This is a genomic window from Paenibacillus sp. EC2-1 (assembly GCF_049311625.1).
Lineage (GTDB): Bacteria > Bacillota > Bacilli > Paenibacillales > Paenibacillaceae > Paenibacillus_AQ.
The window spans coordinates 4,476,198-4,495,466 of sequence record NZ_CP186006.1; the positions used below are offsets into that span (position 1 = coordinate 4,476,198).

Annotated in this window: 17 protein-coding genes and 1 pseudogene; 7 read left to right on the plus strand and 11 right to left on the minus strand. The window is 44.4% G+C overall.

Features of this window, described 5'->3' with window-relative positions; all coding sequences use genetic code 11:
- Window positions 1–19: 19 nt before the first annotated feature.
- The 4 genes from tsaB to ACK8P5_RS20915 all read right to left on the minus strand — a co-directional run bounded on the left by tsaB (window position 20) and on the right by ACK8P5_RS20915 (window position 1,994).
- Entirely contained in the window at window positions 20–802 is a 783-nt protein-coding gene (gene tsaB, locus ACK8P5_RS20900) for a tRNA (adenosine(37)-N6)-threonylcarbamoyltransferase complex dimerization subunit type 1 TsaB (RefSeq protein ID WP_422658167.1), read from the minus strand.
- Window positions 795–1,286, minus strand: coding sequence for a tRNA (adenosine(37)-N6)-threonylcarbamoyltransferase complex ATPase subunit type 1 TsaE (gene tsaE / locus ACK8P5_RS20905; protein ID WP_422658168.1), 492 nt, complete (start codon window positions 1,284–1,286; stop codon window positions 795–797). The genes tsaB and tsaE overlap by 8 nt, the downstream gene beginning before the upstream one ends.
- A 222-nt stretch (window positions 1,287–1,508) precedes the next feature.
- Window positions 1,509–1,691 (minus strand): H-type small acid-soluble spore protein, encoded by a 183-nt coding sequence (locus ACK8P5_RS20910; RefSeq protein ID WP_422658169.1) that lies wholly within the window; start codon window positions 1,689–1,691, stop codon window positions 1,509–1,511.
- Between the two features lie 3 nt (window positions 1,692–1,694).
- Window positions 1,695–1,994, minus strand: a complete 300-nt coding sequence (locus ACK8P5_RS20915; protein ID WP_422658170.1) for a hypothetical protein — start codon at window positions 1,992–1,994, stop codon at window positions 1,695–1,697.
- A 147-nt stretch (window positions 1,995–2,141) separates the two neighbouring features.
- Between ACK8P5_RS20915 and ACK8P5_RS20920 the strand changes: the two genes are divergently transcribed.
- The 3 genes from ACK8P5_RS20920 to ligD are packed head-to-tail and all read left to right on the plus strand — an operon-like array spanning window position 2,142 to window position 4,881.
- Window positions 2,142–3,071, plus strand: a complete 930-nt coding sequence (locus tag ACK8P5_RS20920) for a Ku protein (protein ID WP_422658171.1) — start codon at window positions 2,142–2,144, stop codon at window positions 3,069–3,071.
- A 2-nt stretch (window positions 3,072–3,073) separates the two neighbouring features.
- On the plus strand, window positions 3,074–3,985 hold the full coding sequence (locus ACK8P5_RS20925; RefSeq protein WP_422658172.1) for a DNA ligase: 912 nt from the start codon (window positions 3,074–3,076) through the stop codon (window positions 3,983–3,985).
- On the plus strand, window positions 3,985–4,881 hold the full coding sequence (gene ligD / locus ACK8P5_RS20930) for a non-homologous end-joining DNA ligase (protein ID WP_422658173.1): 897 nt from the start codon (window positions 3,985–3,987) through the stop codon (window positions 4,879–4,881). Before ACK8P5_RS20925 ends, ligD begins: the two co-directional genes overlap by 1 nt.
- Before the next feature lie 76 nt (window positions 4,882–4,957).
- Here the strand turns inward: ligD and ACK8P5_RS20935 are convergent, their stop codons facing one another.
- Window positions 4,958–5,848 carry a YitT family protein gene (locus tag ACK8P5_RS20935; protein ID WP_422661533.1) on the minus strand — a complete coding sequence of 297 codons (891 nt, stop codon included), beginning with the start codon at window positions 5,846–5,848 and terminating at the stop codon, window positions 4,958–4,960.
- A gap of 160 nt (window positions 5,849–6,008) precedes the next feature.
- Window positions 6,009–7,439 (minus strand): cardiolipin synthase, encoded by a 1,431-nt coding sequence (gene cls / locus ACK8P5_RS20940; RefSeq protein WP_422658174.1) that lies wholly within the window; start codon window positions 7,437–7,439, stop codon window positions 6,009–6,011.
- Window positions 7,440–7,662: 223 nt separating this feature from the next.
- Here cls and ACK8P5_RS20945 point away from each other — a divergent pair, with 223 nt between their 5' ends.
- Window positions 7,663–8,634: a M23 family metallopeptidase gene (locus ACK8P5_RS20945; protein ID WP_422658175.1), complete on the plus strand. Its 972-nt coding sequence runs from the start codon at window positions 7,663–7,665 to the stop codon at window positions 8,632–8,634.
- Window positions 8,635–8,660: 26 nt separating this feature from the next.
- On the plus strand, window positions 8,661–9,080 hold the full coding sequence (locus tag ACK8P5_RS20950; RefSeq protein WP_422658176.1) for a bactofilin family protein: 420 nt from the start codon (window positions 8,661–8,663) through the stop codon (window positions 9,078–9,080).
- Window positions 9,081–9,199: 119 nt separating this feature from the next.
- Here the strand turns inward: ACK8P5_RS20950 and ACK8P5_RS20955 are convergent, their stop codons facing one another.
- Complete coding sequence (locus ACK8P5_RS20955) at window positions 9,200–9,973, minus strand: ABC transporter permease (protein WP_422658177.1); 774 nt, start codon at window positions 9,971–9,973, stop codon at window positions 9,200–9,202.
- Window positions 9,966–10,877, minus strand: a complete 912-nt coding sequence (locus tag ACK8P5_RS20960; protein WP_422658178.1) for an ABC transporter ATP-binding protein — start codon at window positions 10,875–10,877, stop codon at window positions 9,966–9,968. Before ACK8P5_RS20960 ends, ACK8P5_RS20955 begins: the two co-directional genes overlap by 8 nt.
- Before the next feature lie 562 nt (window positions 10,878–11,439).
- Here ACK8P5_RS20960 and ACK8P5_RS20965 point away from each other — a divergent pair.
- Window positions 11,440–11,634 (plus strand): annotated as a pseudogene (locus tag ACK8P5_RS20965) (helix-turn-helix domain-containing protein); the annotation flags it as partial.
- Between the two features lie 159 nt (window positions 11,635–11,793).
- On the opposite strand, the gene ACK8P5_RS20970 reads toward ACK8P5_RS20965, so the two are convergent.
- A complete protein-coding gene (locus ACK8P5_RS20970) occupies window positions 11,794–12,723 on the minus strand; it encodes an LCP family protein (protein WP_422658179.1) in 930 nt (309 codons plus the stop codon).
- 243 nt (window positions 12,724–12,966) lie between these two features.
- Window positions 12,967–13,392: a hypothetical protein gene (locus tag ACK8P5_RS20975; protein WP_422658180.1), complete on the minus strand. Its 426-nt coding sequence runs from the start codon at window positions 13,390–13,392 to the stop codon at window positions 12,967–12,969.
- Window positions 13,393–13,600: 208 nt separating this feature from the next.
- Between ACK8P5_RS20975 and ACK8P5_RS20980 the strand changes: the two genes are divergently transcribed.
- On the plus strand, window positions 13,601–13,969 hold the full coding sequence (locus ACK8P5_RS20980) for a helix-turn-helix domain-containing protein (protein ID WP_422658181.1): 369 nt from the start codon (window positions 13,601–13,603) through the stop codon (window positions 13,967–13,969).
- A 497-nt stretch (window positions 13,970–14,466) separates the two neighbouring features.
- On the opposite strand, the gene gltB is transcribed toward ACK8P5_RS20980, so the two are convergent.
- Complete coding sequence (gene gltB, locus ACK8P5_RS20985) at window positions 14,467–19,068, minus strand: glutamate synthase large subunit (RefSeq protein WP_422658182.1); 4,602 nt, start codon at window positions 19,066–19,068, stop codon at window positions 14,467–14,469.
- Window positions 19,069–19,269 lie beyond the last annotated feature (201 nt).

Sequence of the window (19,269 nt, forward strand, 5' to 3'; positions counted from 1 at the left end):
GATCGATCCTACGCTCCCTTCATTTCTTGCGCAGCAGGTTCGCTTCCGCTTCCGAAAGCTGTGTATAGTTAGGTATGAGTCCGTGTGTAGGATCAGAGTCTCCGATTCGTAATCGTTCAGCACCTAAAAGACCAACATAACGGCCTTCTAACTCGTAAGGCAGGATGTGCAGCGGACCTTGGTACACTTCACGAAGACGTTCTGCCGCTTCTGCATGTACTGTAACATCACCAGTAAACCAGATTGAGGTCGGCTGTTCTTCTCTACTAAGAGATTTCAGACGTTCTGATAATATTTCAACCCATGTCGCCATTAAGCGAATCGCATCTTCCTCAAGCCGCTCAGGCATAGTCGCCGCTTCACCAGCGAATAATGCAGTATACACTTGACCTCGTCTTGCATCAAGCAATGGGATAACCCAGTGTCTTTCATGACTTGAAGAAGTTGCTTCAAGTCCTGTTGCTAGTCCTCCCCAAGCGATCGCATGGAGACTCGACACCCCAACTAAGGGAATCTTCTTCGCCCAAGATAACGTCTTAGCCGCTGTAACCGCCATTCGAACGCCTGTATATGAACCTGGCCCCACGCCAACAGCAATGCCATCTATCTCATTCATGGTCAGACCCGCTTCTTCCACTGCACGAGCTATAACCGGGTGCATATGAACCGAGTGATTTCTCTCCCCGTTGGCATTGATTTCTTTCAATAATTCATGATTATCCATCACGGACACTGCAAGTGTAGCTGTTGACGAATCCAACGCCAAAAACCGCTGCCGCGGCTTCGTATTCTGATTATTCATTGATGCTTACCCCATTTTCATTCAAGTCACGGCACCACTGGCTATAAGGCTCACCATAGCTCTTAATGCCGATTATCCGCTCTGATAAGCCGGTTGTTTCTATTGAAATGTGAAGATAATTCTCCGGCAAAAGTTCTGTTATTAAACTGCTCCATTCCACGAGACAGACGCCTTCACCGAAAAAATATTCGTCTAGACCAAGCTCATCTGCTTCATCCATTGATAATCGGTATACATCCATATGATAAAGAGGCAAGCGCCCCTCATACTCTTTAATGATCGTGAATGTAGGACTATTCACCACACCGCTGATCCCGAGGTGTTTAGCAAAACTTTGCGAGAATGCCGTCTTCCCCGCTCCCAAGTCGCCGTCCAGACCAATGACCGTTCCCGGAAGCGAACGCTCAGCCAGCCAAGCTGCTAATTGTTCCGTATCCGTCGGATTTTTGGACATGTAACGGAAGTCATAACCGCTTTCTGTCACGTGTATACCCACCTTTTAGACATAAGAATTCTGCATCATTTCCGTTTATGCAAAATACTTTGACATCCTTTATTATCTGATTTAACTTGTCCTTAATTATATCGGTCTCCTCACCAAGCCGCAAGAGAAGTCAAATTTCGATTCACAGTATAAAAAAACACCTGCTCTCGTAGGACACCACTTGATGGCGTTCCTCCAAAAGCAGATGCTTCCTAGACTCTTCTACTCTCCTTCTTCCAAACGCTCAACACTTACCGTCATCGTATTCGTTGGTCTAGAGCCTACCTGAACGGTTGCCATACCATTGGCTGGATCGATTTGCTCAATCCATACGGGCTCCCCCTCTAATTTCACTTTATACGTATCCTCTGATTTGAAAATCTGTACAGCTCTTTCCATTTCCATACGCTATTCGTTCTCCTCTCGCATGTCTGTATTCCTTGGTGTTTCATCCACTGTTATCATCGTATCGGTTGTTGTGGAACCAATCATTCCATTATGCTCCGTCACATTACCACCACCGAGCCCTTCATTCACCATCCGATCAATATCAAACATCGTGGACTCACGACTCAGCTCGCTATCCTCTGAAGTTAAGTTATTCCAATCGAGCATTTCTCCATTTACTAGCCCCGTCGTATCTATTGCTCCCGAGTCCAAATCCTTATACTTCAATTCTTCTTCCTTCTTATCGTTCTCACGGGTCATGATTGCACCTCCTTACATCGGGAAACCCCTTCGTTCCATCGTCAATATGCCACAAAGTTCTGTCGTTTATACAAAGTCAATGCAGAACACATACTAGAGTCTTTTTTTGGGCAAACTAATAAGAAAAATGATAGGGAGGAATCATAGATGCATACCGTATGGAAAGGCGCAATTAGCTTCGGACTTGTCCACGTTCCCGTCAAAATGTTCTCCGCCACGGAGGATAAGGATATTTCAATGAGATATGTGCATAAGACTTGTGGAAGTCCGCTCTCCTATGTTCGTAAATGTCCCGTTTGTGAGGAAGAAGTCGGCTGGGAAGAGATCAATAAAGGTTACGAATACGAGAAGGGGAAGTTTGTTCTATTTGAAAAGGAGGAATTAGAGCAACTTTCTGAACAAAATAGTAAGAATATTACCATTTTAGATTTTGTAGATTTAACAGAAATCGATCCAATCTATTTCCAAAAAACCTATTACCTATCTCCTGATCAAGCAGGTGCAAATGCCTATCGACTTCTACTGGAAGCGATGCGACAATCCGGTAAGATCGGTATTGCCAAAATCGCAATCCGCTCCAAAAGCAGTATGGCTGCGATTCGTGTCATCGAGGAATGTTTAGCCATCGAAACGATATTTTACCCAGATGAGATCCGTCCCATATCACAAGTCCCCAACCTGCCGGAGAATGCTGAAGTAAATGAGAAGGAGCTTACGATGGCACGTATGCTGATTGATCAGCTATCCACTCCCTTCGATCCTAGCAAATATACAGACGATTACCGTGAACGCCTACTTGAGATGATCTCCAGCAAAGTAGCAGGCGAAGAAGTTAAGATTGCCCCTGCCCGTCAAGAGACGAATGTCGTTGATCTCATGGCTGCTCTGCAAGCGAGTATTGAAGCGGTTAAACCGATTCCTACAGATCCTGGTACGACACCGAAACCTAGAAAATCAGCCCGAAAGACTGCTGCTAAAGAGCCTGTAGCCAAAGTGAGCGGAGAAGCACCAGATGCCGGAGGACCGAAGCCGAAACGCCGTACAACGAAATCCAAGAAGACAGATACGGTCTCTTAAGTATGCTTGATCTAAAAAGTCTTCTCCCTAGAGAGCCCATGGCACCACTCTCGACGGAATCCATTCCAAGCGGAGCGGAATGGGGGTTTCAATTAAAGTGGGACGGCGTGCGCATACTGGCCCTTCTTGAAGCTGGAGAGGTAACGCTTGTATCCCGTAAACTACTTAACAAGACGGCACTCTATCCCGAAATTATACAATCCCTGTCGGAGCTTAAAGGCAAGCGACTTCTTATAGATGGAGAAGTAGTATATTTCGATCCTGAACTGGGCCGACCTGTATTTCAAAAAGTTCTGCAGCGGGAACGCTCGCGTGCGATCAGCACGAAAGCTCCACACTTTACGTATGTCCTGTTTGACATTCTGATTGATGGTGATCAGGACTTGCGACAACTTCCATATGTTGAACGTCACCAACGATTGCAAGAGATCGTCGCGAATAAACCTGGTCTGCTCGTTGCAGACTTGTTCCGTGATGGACAGTCCTTGTGGAACTGGGCCAAAGAGCGAAGTTGGGAAGGAATTGTAATAAAGCGGCTATCCTCTCCTTATCGTGAAGGAAAGAAGCATCAGGACTGGTATAAGAAAAAAATAGCTATACACTTAGCGACAGAAGCAATCGCCATCATCATCCGGGATGGGCGCGTAGCCAGTCTCGTCATCACAGGAGAAGACGGTTCATACATCGGCAGAGCCTCATTAGGTCTCAATGAGCAGACCAAACGTCAGCTGCTTCAATATGCCGAAAGACATCAGGGGAGTGCAAGGTGGAATGAACTGCATACCGATCTGAAGAAGGAGAAACTGATGTGGCTCCTTCAGCCGTTAACCGTTCATGTAACCTTCTTGGAGTGGAGCCAGGACGGCATGATGCGTCATCCTAAACTGCTCCGTATTGAAGGGTTGGATTCCTAATGAGGAAACAAGTTAAAGGAACACTCACCATTGAAGGACAGAACATTCAAATTACGAACCCAGATAAGCCCTTATGGCCAGAGGTTGGGATAACCAAAGCGATGTACCTGCAGAAACTGGCGGCACTATCCCCCTTCTTACTTCAATATTGCCGGGGAAGATTGCTGACAACGATTCGATATCCACATGGGGTGCCCGGCGAATTTTTCTATCAGAAAAACGCGCCCGAGCCAACCCCCGCCTTTGTCAAAACAGCTCCACATGAAAATATTAATTACGTCCTGTTAAACGGACTGCCTGAGTTGTTGTGGCTTGGTAATCTAGCTGCACTTGAATTCCATCCCTCACTGCATTTAGCAGGGAGTACACTTCCTTGTGAGTGGATGATCGACCTTGATCCCACCCTACCGGACGAACCACGTATTATGGAAGCCACATCGATTGTTGGCAGCGTATTAAGTTCGCTGGGCATCTCCTCTGTGCCAAAAACATCAGGAGCGACAGGCGTTCAAATCATCGTACCCATTCCAGAAGGCATTACATTTGAGGAGCTTCGGACACTTGGACAATTCGTTGCTCAATATGTGACCGAGAAGCATCCGAAACTGTTCACCATTGAAAGACTCAAGAAAAACCGAGGAGACAAAATATATTTCGATTATCTTCAACACTTCAGTGGGAGAACACTCGCTGCTCCCTACACACCAAGAGCTCGCCCGCTGGCTACCGTGTCCACTCCGTTAACCTGGGATGAGGTGTCTCGGAACGTTTCACCAACCGATTTTCACTTGCTTAATATTGAGAACCGATTGCGGGAAAAAGGTGACTTATTAGCCTTACTACCTCCTCAGCCTATTGAACCGATTCTGCGTCATTTGAATTCGAAGCGTAAATAGGGCTGCTACACAAGATCCCAGATCTCGCGAAGCAGCCCTATTCCCATCGGCTATATTACAAAACTCATCATAAAATTTAGTGAATATCCTTCTTCTTGAAGCGTCCGCCCTTAACGTCATGGATATTACCAACCGCTAGAAACGCCTGAGAGTCCCAATCTTCTACGATTGATTTCAATTTCGCTTCCTCAAGTCTTGTTATGACTACAAATATAACTTTCTTACTATCTCCAGTATACGCACCTTCGCCGTCCAGATACGTTACACCGCGGCCTAAACGCTGTGTAAGCGCATCCCCAATCTCTTTATATTTCTCGCTGATAATCCAGACCGACTTCGACTGATCAATACCTTCTATTGTAATATCAATCAGCTTGAATGCCAGATAATAAGCAATAAGAGAGTACATTGCATGGTCCCAACCAAAGATAAACCCTGCACTACCAAGAATAAAGAAATTGATAAACATGACCACTTCACCAACAGAGAATGGTGATTTCTTGTTAATCAGAATGGCAACGATTTCAGTACCGTCAAGCGAACCACCTGAACGAATAACGAGTCCGACACCGATACCAAGTATAACACCACCAAATACAGCAGCAAGAAGCGGATCAATGGTAAGTGGGGACACAGGATGGAGAATATAAGTCCCTACCGACATAACCAAAACGGCGAAAAGAGTGGACAATGCAAACGTTTTGCCGATTTGCTTATACCCCATAAATAAGAATGGAAGATTGAAGAGAGTCAAGAACACACCGAGTGGTATATGGGTGATAGATGAAACCATGATCGAAATCCCGGTTATTCCTCCATCAATGATACGGTTTGGCACGAGGAAAATTTCCAAACCAACGGCCATGAGAATAGCTCCAAGCGTTAAAAAAATAAACCGGCGGAAAAGCCTTGCTTGGAGAGATCTCGTAGATGGCTTTTCCGGCTGTGGCTGATTTATCTGAGGTATTGGCGGCTGCGGTGTTGGCTGCGGCTGCGATATTACATTCAATTCGCTGGACATAAAATTCCCCCGATCATTTTACAATAAAGCCCCATAAATACTTCAAGCTTTATCCCTTAGTTTATTTTACCATAAAATGATGGGCGCGATATAGTAATCGCAGAGATTAAAGTAACGGAGAAAGCATTCGGCATAATATCTCCGAAACCTTCTGCAGCCGTCCTCTTTCATGAAATACATGGGCATCAATCTGATGACTATTGCTCAGGTCTTCTTCGAAATCTATAACCAATCGATTAATTGGCTCCTGATCGAACAGAACTGCAGTTAGTTCAAAATTACAGAAAAAACTACGCATATCCATATTCGCTGTACCTACTGAGCCGATCAAATCATCTACAATCAGCACTTTTGCATGGATAAACCCTTTACGATATTCATAAAATTTCACCCCTGCAGTCAACAGATCCTCGACATAAGATAAGGATGCGAGCTTAACTAGCCGCGAATCCGCCTTATCCGGAATAATAATTCGCACATCTACTCCACTAACAGCAGCCGTCTTAAGTGCCTCATATAATCCCTCATCAGGAATGAAGTAAGGCGTTGTGATCCAGATCCGCTCCTTCGCTATAGAAATCGATCCGAAGCACATCTCCTGAATAGCATTCCAGTTCATATCTGGACCACTGCTCAGAATTTGTACCTGCTCTCCACCTGTGCATTGGTGTTCTGGAAACAGACTGAGATCCACAATCTTTTCTCCTGAAGCAAGCTTCCAGTCTTGAAGAAATACGTTCTGTAGAAAATAAACCGCATCCCCCTCCACTTCTAGATGCGTATCTCTCCAGTATCCCATCTTTGGGTACTTACCCAAATAATCGTCACCAACATTAATCCCACCTAGAAAACCAACGGTACCGTCAACGACTACGATTTTACGGTGATTCCGATAATTGATCCTGCGATTAAATACCGAAACCATGGCCGGGAGGAAAAAATGAAACTCCACGCCTGCCTCTTTAAATCGGCGAATAAATGAATTCTTGAGCTTATAACTACCTAAACCGTCACAAATAAGCCTTACCTTAACGCCTTCCTTCGCTTTACGAATCATGACATCTTGAAATTTCGTACCAATGGAATCATGCCGAAAAATATAAAACTCTACATGGATATGGTCCTTCGCATTCTCCATTGCTTTCAACATCGCGGCATACGCCTGCTCACCATCCGTTAACACCTTACTGCTATTACATCCAGTAATCGGGCTTTCTGAGAGATGATTCAGCAAGTTGAACAATCGCAAATTGTGATGGAAGTCAGGATTATGCATATCTGACGCTTGATGCACAACAGCTGCTTCCTTCCATAAATGCTCTCTAATCTCCTGAAATAGACGTGTACCTCGGTTACGAATCTTTAGACGGTGCTGATAGTCTTGTGCGACGAAAAAGTATAGCACAAAACCAACTAACGGTAGACAAAATAAAATAAACAACCATGCTACAGCCTTGGACGGATTTCTGAATTCCAGCAACAGCACCGCAGCCATCTGGCATATGAATGCTATAAGCGCAAGCAGAAGCCACATCATAATGGCAGCCCCCTAACTTGAATGAAAAAGATGATAGTTACATCATTGACCATTCATTTATGTATTTATTCAATACATACCCATTCAGATCCACTTATGAACACTACCGCATCTTGTAATATTTTTGACATGTTTCTCACAAAAGTAGAATACATAGAGAATAGAAGCCGTCCAACTCAACATCGTTACCATGTATTACATAGAAAGAATGAAAGGGGATGCCATGAAGAACAAACGAAGGAAACAGCGTTTAACCTTGCTGGTACTCCGTGACGCTCAGCAGTCCGTTAAACAAGTTCATCTGTCCAAGCCTTTGATGATTGCCGTACCTGCGGTTGCCCTCCTATCTATTTCAAGTCTGATCGTTTCTATGCAGATTCACTCTGCTCGCACCATCTCTCAACTCGAACAAGAGTTGACATTAAAGAGTCTAGAGTCGCTGAAGATGGAAGTTACCGTCACCAATAAAGAAGAGGCCATTGAACGGCTCAACAAAGCGATCATTCAATTGTCTAGTGAAGCGGCACAGACCAAGACACAAATGAAGAGAGTTAAAGAGCTTGAGTTAGAGCTTAAACAGTTTATTCAAAAGCATGGCTCCACAGGTGAAGAAATCTCCTCAAGATCTATCGACAGTAACAACCATGTTGGCGGTGAATATATTGCGGTTCACGAGAACGAAATGCTGCATCTAGCAGAGGAAACACAAGATGACTTTGAGGCCATACAGAATCTGATCAAGACCATGGAGAGCCACATTCCAGAAACACTTGATCAAGCAGTGGAGACACAAACCAGAATTGAGGGAAATCCAACACTGTGGCCAACCCACTCCAAACGCCTCACCTCTAGCTTCGGATATCGTAGTGACCCCTTTAATGGCCGCTCGGCTTACCATGCCGGCATTGATATCGCAGGTGAACGTGGTGACCCTATACTAGCTGCGGGCTCAGGCATCGTAACCACCGCCGAACGAAGCAATGTTCGAGGAAACTACATCATCATTCGTCACCCCAATGGACTTGAAACATGGTATATGCATCTAGATAGTCTGGGGGTTACCATTGGAGATCAAGTGGAACAAGGTGAACAGATAGGTAAGATGGGGACCACAGGACGGAGTACAGGACCACATCTTCACTTCCAGGTTGTCAAGAGCAGCCAAACGGTAAACCCGTTGCAGTACGTTCAATAAATGATCAGTTAAGGGGGAGAATATTCGTGAAAAAAACGAAGAGAAAAAAATTCACATCTGCTGGAACAAGCACACTAATCAGCCAAGGCAGTCAGATTGAAGGCAAGCTAAACTGTGATGCTGATCTACGAATTGATGGGAAGTTCAACGGCTCCATCGAAAGTCAGGGGAATGTAACCATTGGCGAAAGTGCTATTGCGCGTTCCAATATCACAGCTAAAGAAGTGATCATTGCAGGCAAAGTGTTCGGGGATATCTCAGCTGAAGGTAAACTCACGATCACTCCAACCGGGCAAATGCATGGGGACGTCATTGCCTCGTCTCTCATCATCATGGAAGGCGGCGTCTTGAATGGAGCGAGTCATATGGAGCATTCGGGCACTGATCATGATTCCAGTAAAACAACGCTTGAAGCCTTCTCTATTCATAGATCTGAGGCGGGGTAAATCTCATAATTATGACTTCCTACATCATTACATTCAAAGAGCCCCTTCAACAGCGGTTCTGCGCTGTCGAAGGAGCTCTTTGAATGTATCCACCCTTACGATGCTGTATCAAGGTTTTATCAAGATGCTACATCCCTTTTGGTGAAAGCCCACCATGATACCAAGGCAAAAATTAAACAATAAACTGCAATTAAGGTAATAGAGAAACTGAGCCCAACTCCACCAGGACCGATGGAAGAATGAATATAATTGCTTAGATCCATGTGTAGGATCAGAATATACTTCGCCCACTCATAACTATCAGGACTAAATAAGGTGCCGAATAAATCTTTCGTAAAGAGTAGCATCAGAGACAACCCGATCGCAAGAGAAGCCGAACGGAATACCGTAGAAATCATAAATGCGATCAGCGATATGATAAATAATTGAATATAGTCGGTAAGGAGCAATAGCACTATTCCATCGAATCCCGTCACCTCTGGTCTCAAAGATATTGGTGATATACTCGGGAACAACAGAGCAGATGTTGTGAGTCCCACTATCCCTACGATGCCTGTACCAAACAAGGAAAACAGAATCATCGACAAAAACTTAGACAGTAATATTTTCCCCCGGCTCCAAGGTCGGATGAGAAGAAGCTTGATTGTCCCCCAAGTAAACTCCCCTGCCACTAGGTCGGCTGCAATAACAACCGTAAATATGATGTTCAGCATAAAAGTGATACTTTCGATCAAGAAAAATGAGCTCCAGATGTCAACTCCTATACCCATTAGACTAATAAGCACAGGTAGAAGTACATTAAACAAAGCCAAAATCCCAAGCATCACCCATGTACGAACACGGCTATAGATCTTCATATTCTCATTGGCAACCAGTTTCAAAAAGTCAGTCATGGCGTTCACTTCCCGTCATTTCCAAGAATTGATCCTCAAGTGATGTGGTAATTGGCTGAATTCCATACACTTTTACGCCGGCTCGAACGAACTCCGCATTAACCTCTGCAACGATGTCCCGATCACCACGAATGATTACCCGATTACCGTGTACTCTGTACTGGACAACTTCAAGGAGCTGCACCGCACGTTCAATATCATGAACCTCAAACGCCGTTTCCTCAAAGGATCTTTCTCCTTCATCGGTACGAAGTTGTCTTACATCAATCAGTTTGCCCTTCTGAATAATGCCGACCGTATCACACATAAGCTCCATTTCAGACAGTAGATGGCTAGAAACGAACACGGTTGTGCCCTCTTCACGACTTAACGCACGTAAATAATCGCGAAGTTCCCTAATTCCCTGTGGATCTAGTCCGTTTGTCGGTTCATCTAGAATAAGAAGCTTCGGGCGATGAAGCAAGGCCTGGGCTACACCTAACCTTTGCCGCATCCCAAGTGAATAGGTGCCTACTTTGTCATGAATCCGTTCGGTAAGTCCAACCAATTCAATGACTTCTCGAATTCGCTCTTCCGTTATATTGGGCATCATACGAGCATAGTGTATCAAATTCTTATACCCTGACAAAAACTTATACATTTCTGGGTTCTCGACAATAGCACCAATTAGTGAAGAGGCCTTTTCGTAGTCCTTACGGATACTATATCCCCCGATAAGAATATCCCCTTTAGTAATGGACATCAGTCCAACCATCATCCGAATCGTTGTTGTCTTCCCTGCACCATTGGGTCCCAAGAACCCAAACACTTGGCCTGCTGGAATATCTAGCGTAAGATCCTGAACTAACGTTTTTGACGAGATCACTTTCGTTACACCCATCAACCTAACAAGCGGTTCTTGCATGCATCTTAACTCCTTTACAGCCTGTCTTATGAAAAAACTTCAATATTATCCACTTATCGTATCATAGTTTCAATACTCCGTGTTTCCATTAACGAAGACAGCATTACGACTTAACTTCGAACATGAACAGCAAATTCCAATAGGAATATCATCTCTAAAGAACCCTGTGCGAAATACACGTGCACTTCCCTCCTGGGCAACGAGTTGACAGCAACATATACAGTACATTTTCATTTCCTTCATAACCTGCAACTCCTTCTTCCTGAAGACACTCCCCCTGCGATACAATTCGTATCCTACATGGAATGTATATAATTCGACGAATGATGTCAACCATTTCGACATTGTTTCAAAACTATTCCATATCGTATATTTATTTCATTTATATCCAGCTTATTTGTAAACGCAACCATTTTACATGATTTTTTTTGTTTTTTATTAAAAAAGTCATAATAAATATTGACGATATTCGTTATATGCGATACATTTTGTATCATGCAGTGTTTACTTCTGGTTACCTGTTTTTTACTGGATTTGGGACATAAGGAGGTGGAGATACACGTTGTATGGACATCGAATAGCAGAAATGAGGGAAGAGAAAGGATGGACCCAAGAAGAACTTTCAGCGGCGATTGGTATAAGCCGAGCCTCGCTTTCACATTATGAAAAAGATCGTAGAAAACCAAATTTAGAAACATTGATGCGGCTGGCCGATATATTCCACGTCTCCATCGATCACATTATTGGAAGAAGGAATCACACCCGCTCCGAATCAGAGAGTACACGCCTGCACCATAAGGATTAAACTGCAATCTGTTAATCGAATACAACCCAAAACAAGACCCCACCATGGCCTAGCCAATTGGAGGGGTCTTTATTTTAGCTTTTATGATCGTTGATTAGGTATCTGAGTTATTCATTCCATATGTACTTTTAACAATGAGCTAATTTCGTCACGCTGCTCGTCACTCACTATATAATACCAGACACCGTTTATTTTCTCGCCTCGGCCTTTCACCTCTACCTGTTCGATTCGATTTAGCTTCGTCCGATAATCCAGCATAAACGACTTCATTTCATCAAAACTAATATCTGTCTTCACACTGGTTCCAATTTCATCAAGTATAGACTCCAGTTTAAATACCGTCGAAACATTCAAGGATTTTGAAATTAAATCAAGTAATATCTCTCTTTGCCGTTCATTTCTTCCTAAGTCCCCTCTTGGATCTTCAAAGCGCATGCGCGAGAATGCTAATGCTTCAGAGCCATTGAGGTGAATTTCACCTTTAGTAAACTGATACCCTTCATAATCAAAAGAAAAGGGGTTATTTACATCCACTCCCCCTAAGGAGTCTATGATGCGTGAGAATCCTTCCATATTGACCTTTAGGTAGTAATTTATCGGATATTGAAGAAATTCCTCAACGGTTTGGATCGACATATCAACACCACCGAAAGCAAAAGCATGATTAATCTTATCAACCATACCATGGCCAACAATCGTTGTACGGGTATCCCTTGGAATATTAAACATCAGAATGGATTCTTTAGCAGGGTTTACCGCTAGCAGAATCATTGAATCAGAACGTCCACGATCATTCGCACGCTCATCCACACCGAGAACAAGAACAGTAAAGGGATCGAGTTTCTCAGGATCTACAGCATTTTTTTTCTTGTCCTTGACACCCGAATTAACGCTTACAGGGATAGACGGTAGCGGTTTCCTTTCTTCATAGATGTGGTGCGCTGTAGATTTAACAGATTGGTATACATAAATACCATATCCCGAAACAAGTACCAGAAGGAACGCCACCACAAATGTAGCGTACTTTATCTTTTTGGACATCCTAAACTCCTCCTGTTATTCGTGCGCTTTAAGTACCTATTTTTTTCGAGACATTTCATTGAAACATTATGTATCGACAAAAAGGACCTATACCCTCGCTTCTTCTACTTCTCTAGTGGGTATATGCCTATAAATTAATCCAGCGCCTTCTATGAAAAGAGGGCGCCAGGATATAAGGTAAAAGAACTAATGACCAAGCAACGTAAATATAGTAAAATGTTTGTAACTAAAATTTTTGAATAATTATTGAATGATCGTGCTCATTAGACGCCGGCTTGTGCTGACCGTGCCGGTGTTTGTGTAAAATCGAATCGGAGTATCGTTGAAATGGTGAAACATCATCCGATTTAACATACCTGTGATCCGAAGCTTTTCATTCTCTGATACGTCTAATTTAGCAGTATAAAGACTGCTATTTTGCCAAGATTCTCGCGTCAAGGAACGACCAGAAACCAGGATTTGATCATAGGAGTCATCCAATTCATAACAGAGATTTACATTGGACGTTGTCGGTATTTCCCAATCACACAGAAACAGAATTTTCTCCGTGCTGAATTCAAGAGGGGTAACCTGATGCGTGCGTCCATTGATTTTTAGCATCCCAATCGCCGTTAGACGTACTCCAATGCTTATTTGATGATGTTCTTTTTGGGACATCTGACTATTCATCTAACTCCTTCTTTTCGGCGAATTTCTGGTATGAAACATCCTGCTTTCGGATAGTATGATACTAAACGTCACACCGAGATACATTATGTATCTGTTGATTATTCCCATTTTACGATACATCTTGTATCTAGTCAATATGAAATGCATATGGATATTTTTCATCCAATGCATCTAAAGAGTATCCCCAGCAATCGGAGGAGGACCATAAATGACTTACGGAAATCGAATAGCAGAACTACGGGAAAAGCAGGGCTGGACCCAAGAGGAACTTGCATCTACTGTTGGGATTACACGAGCTGCTTTATCTCATTACGAAAAGAACCGACGCAAACCAGACTTCGAGACGCTGACACTTCTCGCGGATCGCTTTAACGTTTCTATTGACTATTTAATTGGTCGAACGAAGCATGAGAAAATGTCCATGGATACAGAGGTCCGCGATTTTGTTGATGGCTTAGAGCTTTCAGATCAAGATCTTCTAGAGCGCTTCAACCTCACTGTCGATGGTCGAAAATTGACCGAAGAAGAAGCTAAACGTTTCATTGCCTTTGTAAGAATGGAAAGAATGATGAAATAATGAAGTCAGCACTTCACAGAAAAATCCCCGGCAGGCTGTAACGAAACAGTCCACCGGGGATTTTTCTCCCTCCAATTCGGGATTACAATTTTCAGCTTTTTCTCTCTTCTTCTGATACCAGCCATTTGTCGGGATGGATACCCATTTGATCTAGGAGCTTATAGATGTCAAGGTCTTGCTTGGTATTCTGTGATCGTCTTTCATTATGCCCTGATCCGGTCTCTTTCTCCACATTCATCTTACACTAACCTCGCTTATTTTCTACTTTTTGCTTGGCAATCCATCCCATATGTATATTTCTATGATGTTCACTCTCTTTTACTTACTTATCGATATTATACCTAACCCCAGTCTATGATGCTGTCGTCTGTTGGAACCATTGTCCTAGAAGATTGGTTCTAATTTTGTCGAATAAACAAACACCCACAGTGAGTTCATAAAAGAACGCGCTGTGGGTGCATAAAAATTGCGTATATAGGTCTTTGGTACTATATCAATTAATTATTTCCACCCGTACGTGCTAACTCGCGCATATTGGCTTCAAAGGCAGCTAACAAAGCAGTATCTCCTGTAAACCCTTGTTCTTGTGCTTTCTCAATCTGAAGTATCATTCGCTTATAATCTTTCGGGATCACACGTACGAACCGTCTAATCGATTGATCCCAATCCGAAAGAATCTTCATGGCTAGCATGCTGTCTGTATACATGGAATGTCTTTGGATCATACCAAATACAACTTCTATTTCGTTCGGATCTTCTAAATGCTCCAACAGGACCATCTCTAGATTACTTCGCTGAATCAGAACTCCTTCTGGGTCATATACGTATGCAATACCGCCTGACATCCCTGCTGCAAAGTTACGCCCTGTATCACCAAGTACAACAACCCGGCCTCCTGTCATGTACTCACAGCCATGGTCACCCACGCCTTCTACGACAATATGAGCACCAGAGTTACGAACAGCGAAGCGTTCCCCTGCAATACCGCGTATATAAGCTTCACCGCCGGTCGCTCCATAAAAAGCGGTATTCCCCGCAATGATATTCTCTTCGGCAGCAAAGGTAGCCTTAGGTGAAGGCTTCACAATGATCTTCCCTCCGGAAAGTCCCTTACCGATGTAGTCATTGCTATCGCCTTCCACAGTAAGTGTCATTCCTTTCGGCACAAACGCACCAAAGCTCTGTCCAGCTGAGCCTTCAAAAACAAACTGTATCGTATCTTCAGGCAAACCCGATGCTCCATATTTACGCGTGACTTCACTACCCAGAATGGTGCCTACCGCTCGATCCACATTCGTGATAGGGAATCGTCCCTCTACTACTGTCCCTGATTCCAATGCAGGAACTGCACGATCCAACAGGTAACGCATATCAAGCGTTTCCTCAAGACCATGGTTCTGCCGCTTCGTGCGGAATCTGGAGCTACCTTCTGGAAGATTCGGTGAATGCAGGAGTGCTGAAATGTCGATCCCCTTCTTCTTCCAGTGACCGTCTGCTTGAACTGCATCCAGGCAATCTGTCCGACCTACCATCTCTTCAATCGTACGGAATCCAAGCGAAGCCATTAACTCGCGTACATCCTGAGCAATAAATCTCATAAAGTTAACGACATGTGCAGGATCTCCGGTAAAGTTCTTCCGCAGCTCCGGATTTTGTGTAGCAACACCCACAGGACATGTATCCATCTGACACACACGCATCATGATACAACCAAGCGCGACGAGTGGAGCTGTAGAGAAGCCATATTCCTCAGCACCAAGCATTGCAGCCACAATCAGATCACGTCCACTCAGCATCTTCCCATCCGTTTCAAGCACAACACGATCACGCAGATTGTTCAGAATCAATGTCTGGTGGGTTTCAGCAAGTCCAAGCTCCCACGGCATACCTGCGTGGCGAATAGAGCCTTGCGGAGATGCACCTGTACCACCGTCATAACCACTAACGAGAATAATATCCGCACGTCCTTTGGCTACACCAGCTGCTATTGTACCTACCCCAACTTCAGAGACGAGTTTAACGTTAATATCTGCCCGCGGGTTCGCATTCTTGAGATCATAGATCAGCTCTGCCAAATCCTCAATGGAGTATATATCATGATGTGGAGGAGGTGAGATGAGACCTACGCCCGGGGTTGAACCACGGACTTCAGCAACCCAAGGGTATACCTTTCGTCCTGGCAATTGTCCACCTTCACCCGGTTTCGCTCCTTGTGCCATCTTAATCTGAATTTCATCGGCATTGACCAGGTAATTCGAAGTTACACCGAAACGTCCGGAAGCCACCTGTTTAATCGCACTCCGGCGTGAATCACCGTTCGCATCTAGTACGTATCTTGCCGGATTCTCTCCACCTTCACCTGTATTACTCTTGCCCCCGATACGGTTCATCGCAATCGCAAGGCTTTCATGGGCTTCCTTACTGATTGACCCAAAGGACATTGCTCCGGTCTTGAACCGCCGTACAATACTCTCTATAGGCTCCACTTCTTCAAGTGGGACTGGTTCACCTGCAGGCTTAATCTTGAGCAATGCTCTTAAGGTCAGGTGCTGCTCACTTTCACCCTGTACCAACTGGGCATACTTCTTATATAAATCATAATCATTCGTGCGAACAGCCTGTTGAAGAAGATGGATCGTTCTCGGGTTAAAGAGATGTTCCTCCCCATCGTTTCTCCACTGATAATCGCCACCTGAATCCAGTACCTTATCATTGCCATCCTTGTCAGTAAAAGCACGGTCATGATGCGCCAGCGTCTCAGCAGCGACTTCTTCAAGTCCGATACCACCGATTCGGGATGGTGTCCACGTAAAATATTGATCTACAAACTCCGATTTCAGACCGACCGCTTCAAAGATCTGTGCACCACGGTACGATTGGATAGTGGATATCCCCATCTTAGAGAGTACCTTCACAACTCCTTTACTAGCAGCTTTAATGAAGTTCTTAACCGCCTTTTCATGAGAAATACCACGGAGCATTTTCTCCTGAATCATATCATCAAGCGTTTCAAAAGCCAGATACGGATTCACAGCGCTCACGCCATAACCAAGCAAGAGCGCAAAATGGTGAACTTCACGAGGCTCCCCGGATTCGAGCAAAATACTTACTTTGGTCCGCGTGCCTTGACGGATCAGATGGTGATGTAGCGTGGATACGGCAAGCAGTGATGGAATTGCTGCGTTCTCTTTATCCACTCCACGATCGGAGAGAATCAGAATATTATGACCTTTATTAATAACGCGATCTGCCGCTTCACACAATGTCTCCAATGCTTGACGAAGCCCTTCTGCACCATCCGCTGCTGTGAAAAAGATAGGTATCGTCATCGATTTAAAACCTGGACGATGTACATGTCTTATTTTGGCGAAGTCTTCATTCGATAGAACCGGCGAATCCAACCTTATATGACGACAACTCTCGGGCTCCGGATTCAGCAGATTACGCTCTGGTCCGATCGTTGTAGCTGTAGACGTAATCAATTCCTCCCGGATGGCATCAATTGGTGGATTCGTAACTTGTGCAAACATCTGTTTGAAATAGTTAAACAAGCGCTGTGGACGCTCAGATAACACGGCCAGTGGGGCATCGTAACCCATAGATGCAAGCCCCTCAGCTCCGGTAAGTGCCATCGGTTCAAGTACCTTACGCAGCTCTTCATACGTGTAACCAAATGACTGCTGTAACTGACGTACATTTTCATGTTTCGGATTTGGAAGCTCTAGTGCTTCTGGAAGATCTTCCAGATTTACGAGATGCTCATCCAGCCAATCACGATAAGGCAGCTCAGAAGCGATACTCGCTTTCACTTCTTCATCAGATATAATGCGCCCTTCTTTCGTATCTACAAGGAGCATCCGTCCTGGACGAAGACGATCCTTATAAAGGACATTCTCCGCCGGAATATCCAGAACACCTGCTTCAGAAGAGAGGACAATCAGATCATCCTTGGTAACATAGTAGCGAGATGGACGGAGTCCATTACGATCCAGTGTAGCACCAATCTGAATGCCGTCAGTAAAGGCCATTGCTGCCGGGCCATCCCATGGTTCCATCATCGTGCTGTGATATTCATAAAATGATTTTTTCGTATCATTCATACTTTCATGGTTGTTCCACGGTTCTGGAACCATCATCATTGCCACATGCGGTAATGACCGTCCACTTAAATACAAGAACTCAAATGTGTTATCAAACATGCCAGTATCCGAACCGTCTGGATTAATCACCGGTTTTACTTTTTCCAGATCATTACCGAACAGCTCACTCTGGAACAAGGACTGACGCGCATGCATCCAGTTCACATTCCCGCGCAGCGTATTTATCTCTCCATTATGGATCATGAAACGATACGGATGAGCACGCTCCCAGCTTGGAAATGTGTTCGTACTAAAACGAGAGTGAAGCAGCGCTATGGCCGATTCCACCCTAGGATCCTGCAGATCCAGATAGAACTGTCCGACCTGAACAGTCGTTAGCATGCCTTTGTATACGATTTTTCGACATGAAAGACTGGATACATAGAAGGTGTCGCCTTCCGGTACACCACTATAGCGAATAGCCAACTCCGCTCTTCTGCGGATGATATAGAGCTTCCGTTCAAAGCTGAGATCGTCCTGTATGTCTTCGCTGCGTCCAATAAATACTTGGCGGACATATGGCTTAGCAGCCTTTGCAGATTTGCCGAGCATTTCATCGTTTGTTGGTACATCACGAAACCCAAGTAATAGCTGTCCTTCCTCGGCAATAATGGTAGCAAGCTGCGCTTCATGGTCTGCACGTACCTCTGGGTCATGGGAAAGGAACAACATCCCCGCTCCGTATCTGCCTTGCTCTGGTAGTGTAAAACCAAGACGCAGTGCCTCTTGAACAAAAAAGCCATGCGGGATTTGCATCATAATTCCTGCACCATCCCCAGAGTTTGGCTCACTTCCTTGACCTCCACGATGCTCCATGTTGCTAAGCATCGTAAGCGCCTGACTTACAATTTCATGGGATGGTTTTCCTTTAATATGAGCAACAAACCCCATCCCGCACGCGTCTTTCTCAAACTGCGGATCATAGAGTCCTTGTTTCTGGGGAAATTCAGTATGTTTCATAATATGCAACCTTTCCTGTTACAGATTGATACTGCAAAAACTCAGAAATAATGAAGGATAGATAGGCTGGCTAAGCCTGCCGGTTGAGGATATACATGCATCAAGATGCATTAATGTACAAAAAACACAAAGAGGACAAGTTCGAAATTACACGTCAAGTTAGATTAGTGTAATCATTTTAGCACCCCAGTAATATCAGTG

What these genes read in the sequence shown, in the direction of transcription:
- tsaB (WP_422658167.1), bottom strand. Translation starts at nt 802, where the DNA reads ATGAATAATCAGAATACGAAGCCGCGGCAGCGGTTTTTGGCGTTGGAT.
- ACK8P5_RS20910 (WP_422658169.1), bottom strand. Translation starts at nt 1,691, where the DNA reads ATGGAAATGGAAAGAGCTGTACAGATTTTCAAATCAGAGGATACGTAT.
- ACK8P5_RS20915 (WP_422658170.1), bottom strand. Translation starts at nt 1,994, where the DNA reads ATGACCCGTGAGAACGATAAGAAGGAAGAAGAATTGAAGTATAAGGAT.
- ACK8P5_RS20920 (WP_422658171.1), top strand. Translation starts at nt 2,142, where the DNA reads ATGCATACCGTATGGAAAGGCGCAATTAGCTTCGGACTTGTCCACGTT.
- ACK8P5_RS20925 (WP_422658172.1), top strand. Translation starts at nt 3,074, where the DNA reads ATGCTTGATCTAAAAAGTCTTCTCCCTAGAGAGCCCATGGCACCACTC.
- ligD (WP_422658173.1), top strand. Translation starts at nt 3,985, where the DNA reads ATGAGGAAACAAGTTAAAGGAACACTCACCATTGAAGGACAGAACATT.
- cls (WP_422658174.1), bottom strand. Translation starts at nt 7,439, where the DNA reads ATGATGTGGCTTCTGCTTGCGCTTATAGCATTCATATGCCAGATGGCT.
- ACK8P5_RS20945 (WP_422658175.1), top strand. Translation starts at nt 7,663, where the DNA reads ATGAAGAACAAACGAAGGAAACAGCGTTTAACCTTGCTGGTACTCCGT.
- ACK8P5_RS20955 (WP_422658177.1), bottom strand. Translation starts at nt 9,973, where the DNA reads ATGACTGACTTTTTGAAACTGGTTGCCAATGAGAATATGAAGATCTAT.
- ACK8P5_RS20960 (WP_422658178.1), bottom strand. Translation starts at nt 10,877, where the DNA reads ATGCAAGAACCGCTTGTTAGGTTGATGGGTGTAACGAAAGTGATCTCG.
- ACK8P5_RS20970 (WP_422658179.1), bottom strand. Translation starts at nt 12,723, where the DNA reads ATGTCCAAAAAGATAAAGTACGCTACATTTGTGGTGGCGTTCCTTCTG.
- ACK8P5_RS20975 (WP_422658180.1), bottom strand. Translation starts at nt 13,392, where the DNA reads ATGAATAGTCAGATGTCCCAAAAAGAACATCATCAAATAAGCATTGGA.
- ACK8P5_RS20980 (WP_422658181.1), top strand. Translation starts at nt 13,601, where the DNA reads ATGACTTACGGAAATCGAATAGCAGAACTACGGGAAAAGCAGGGCTGG.
- gltB (WP_422658182.1), bottom strand. Translation starts at nt 19,068, where the DNA reads ATGAAACATACTGAATTTCCCCAGAAACAAGGACTCTATGATCCGCAG.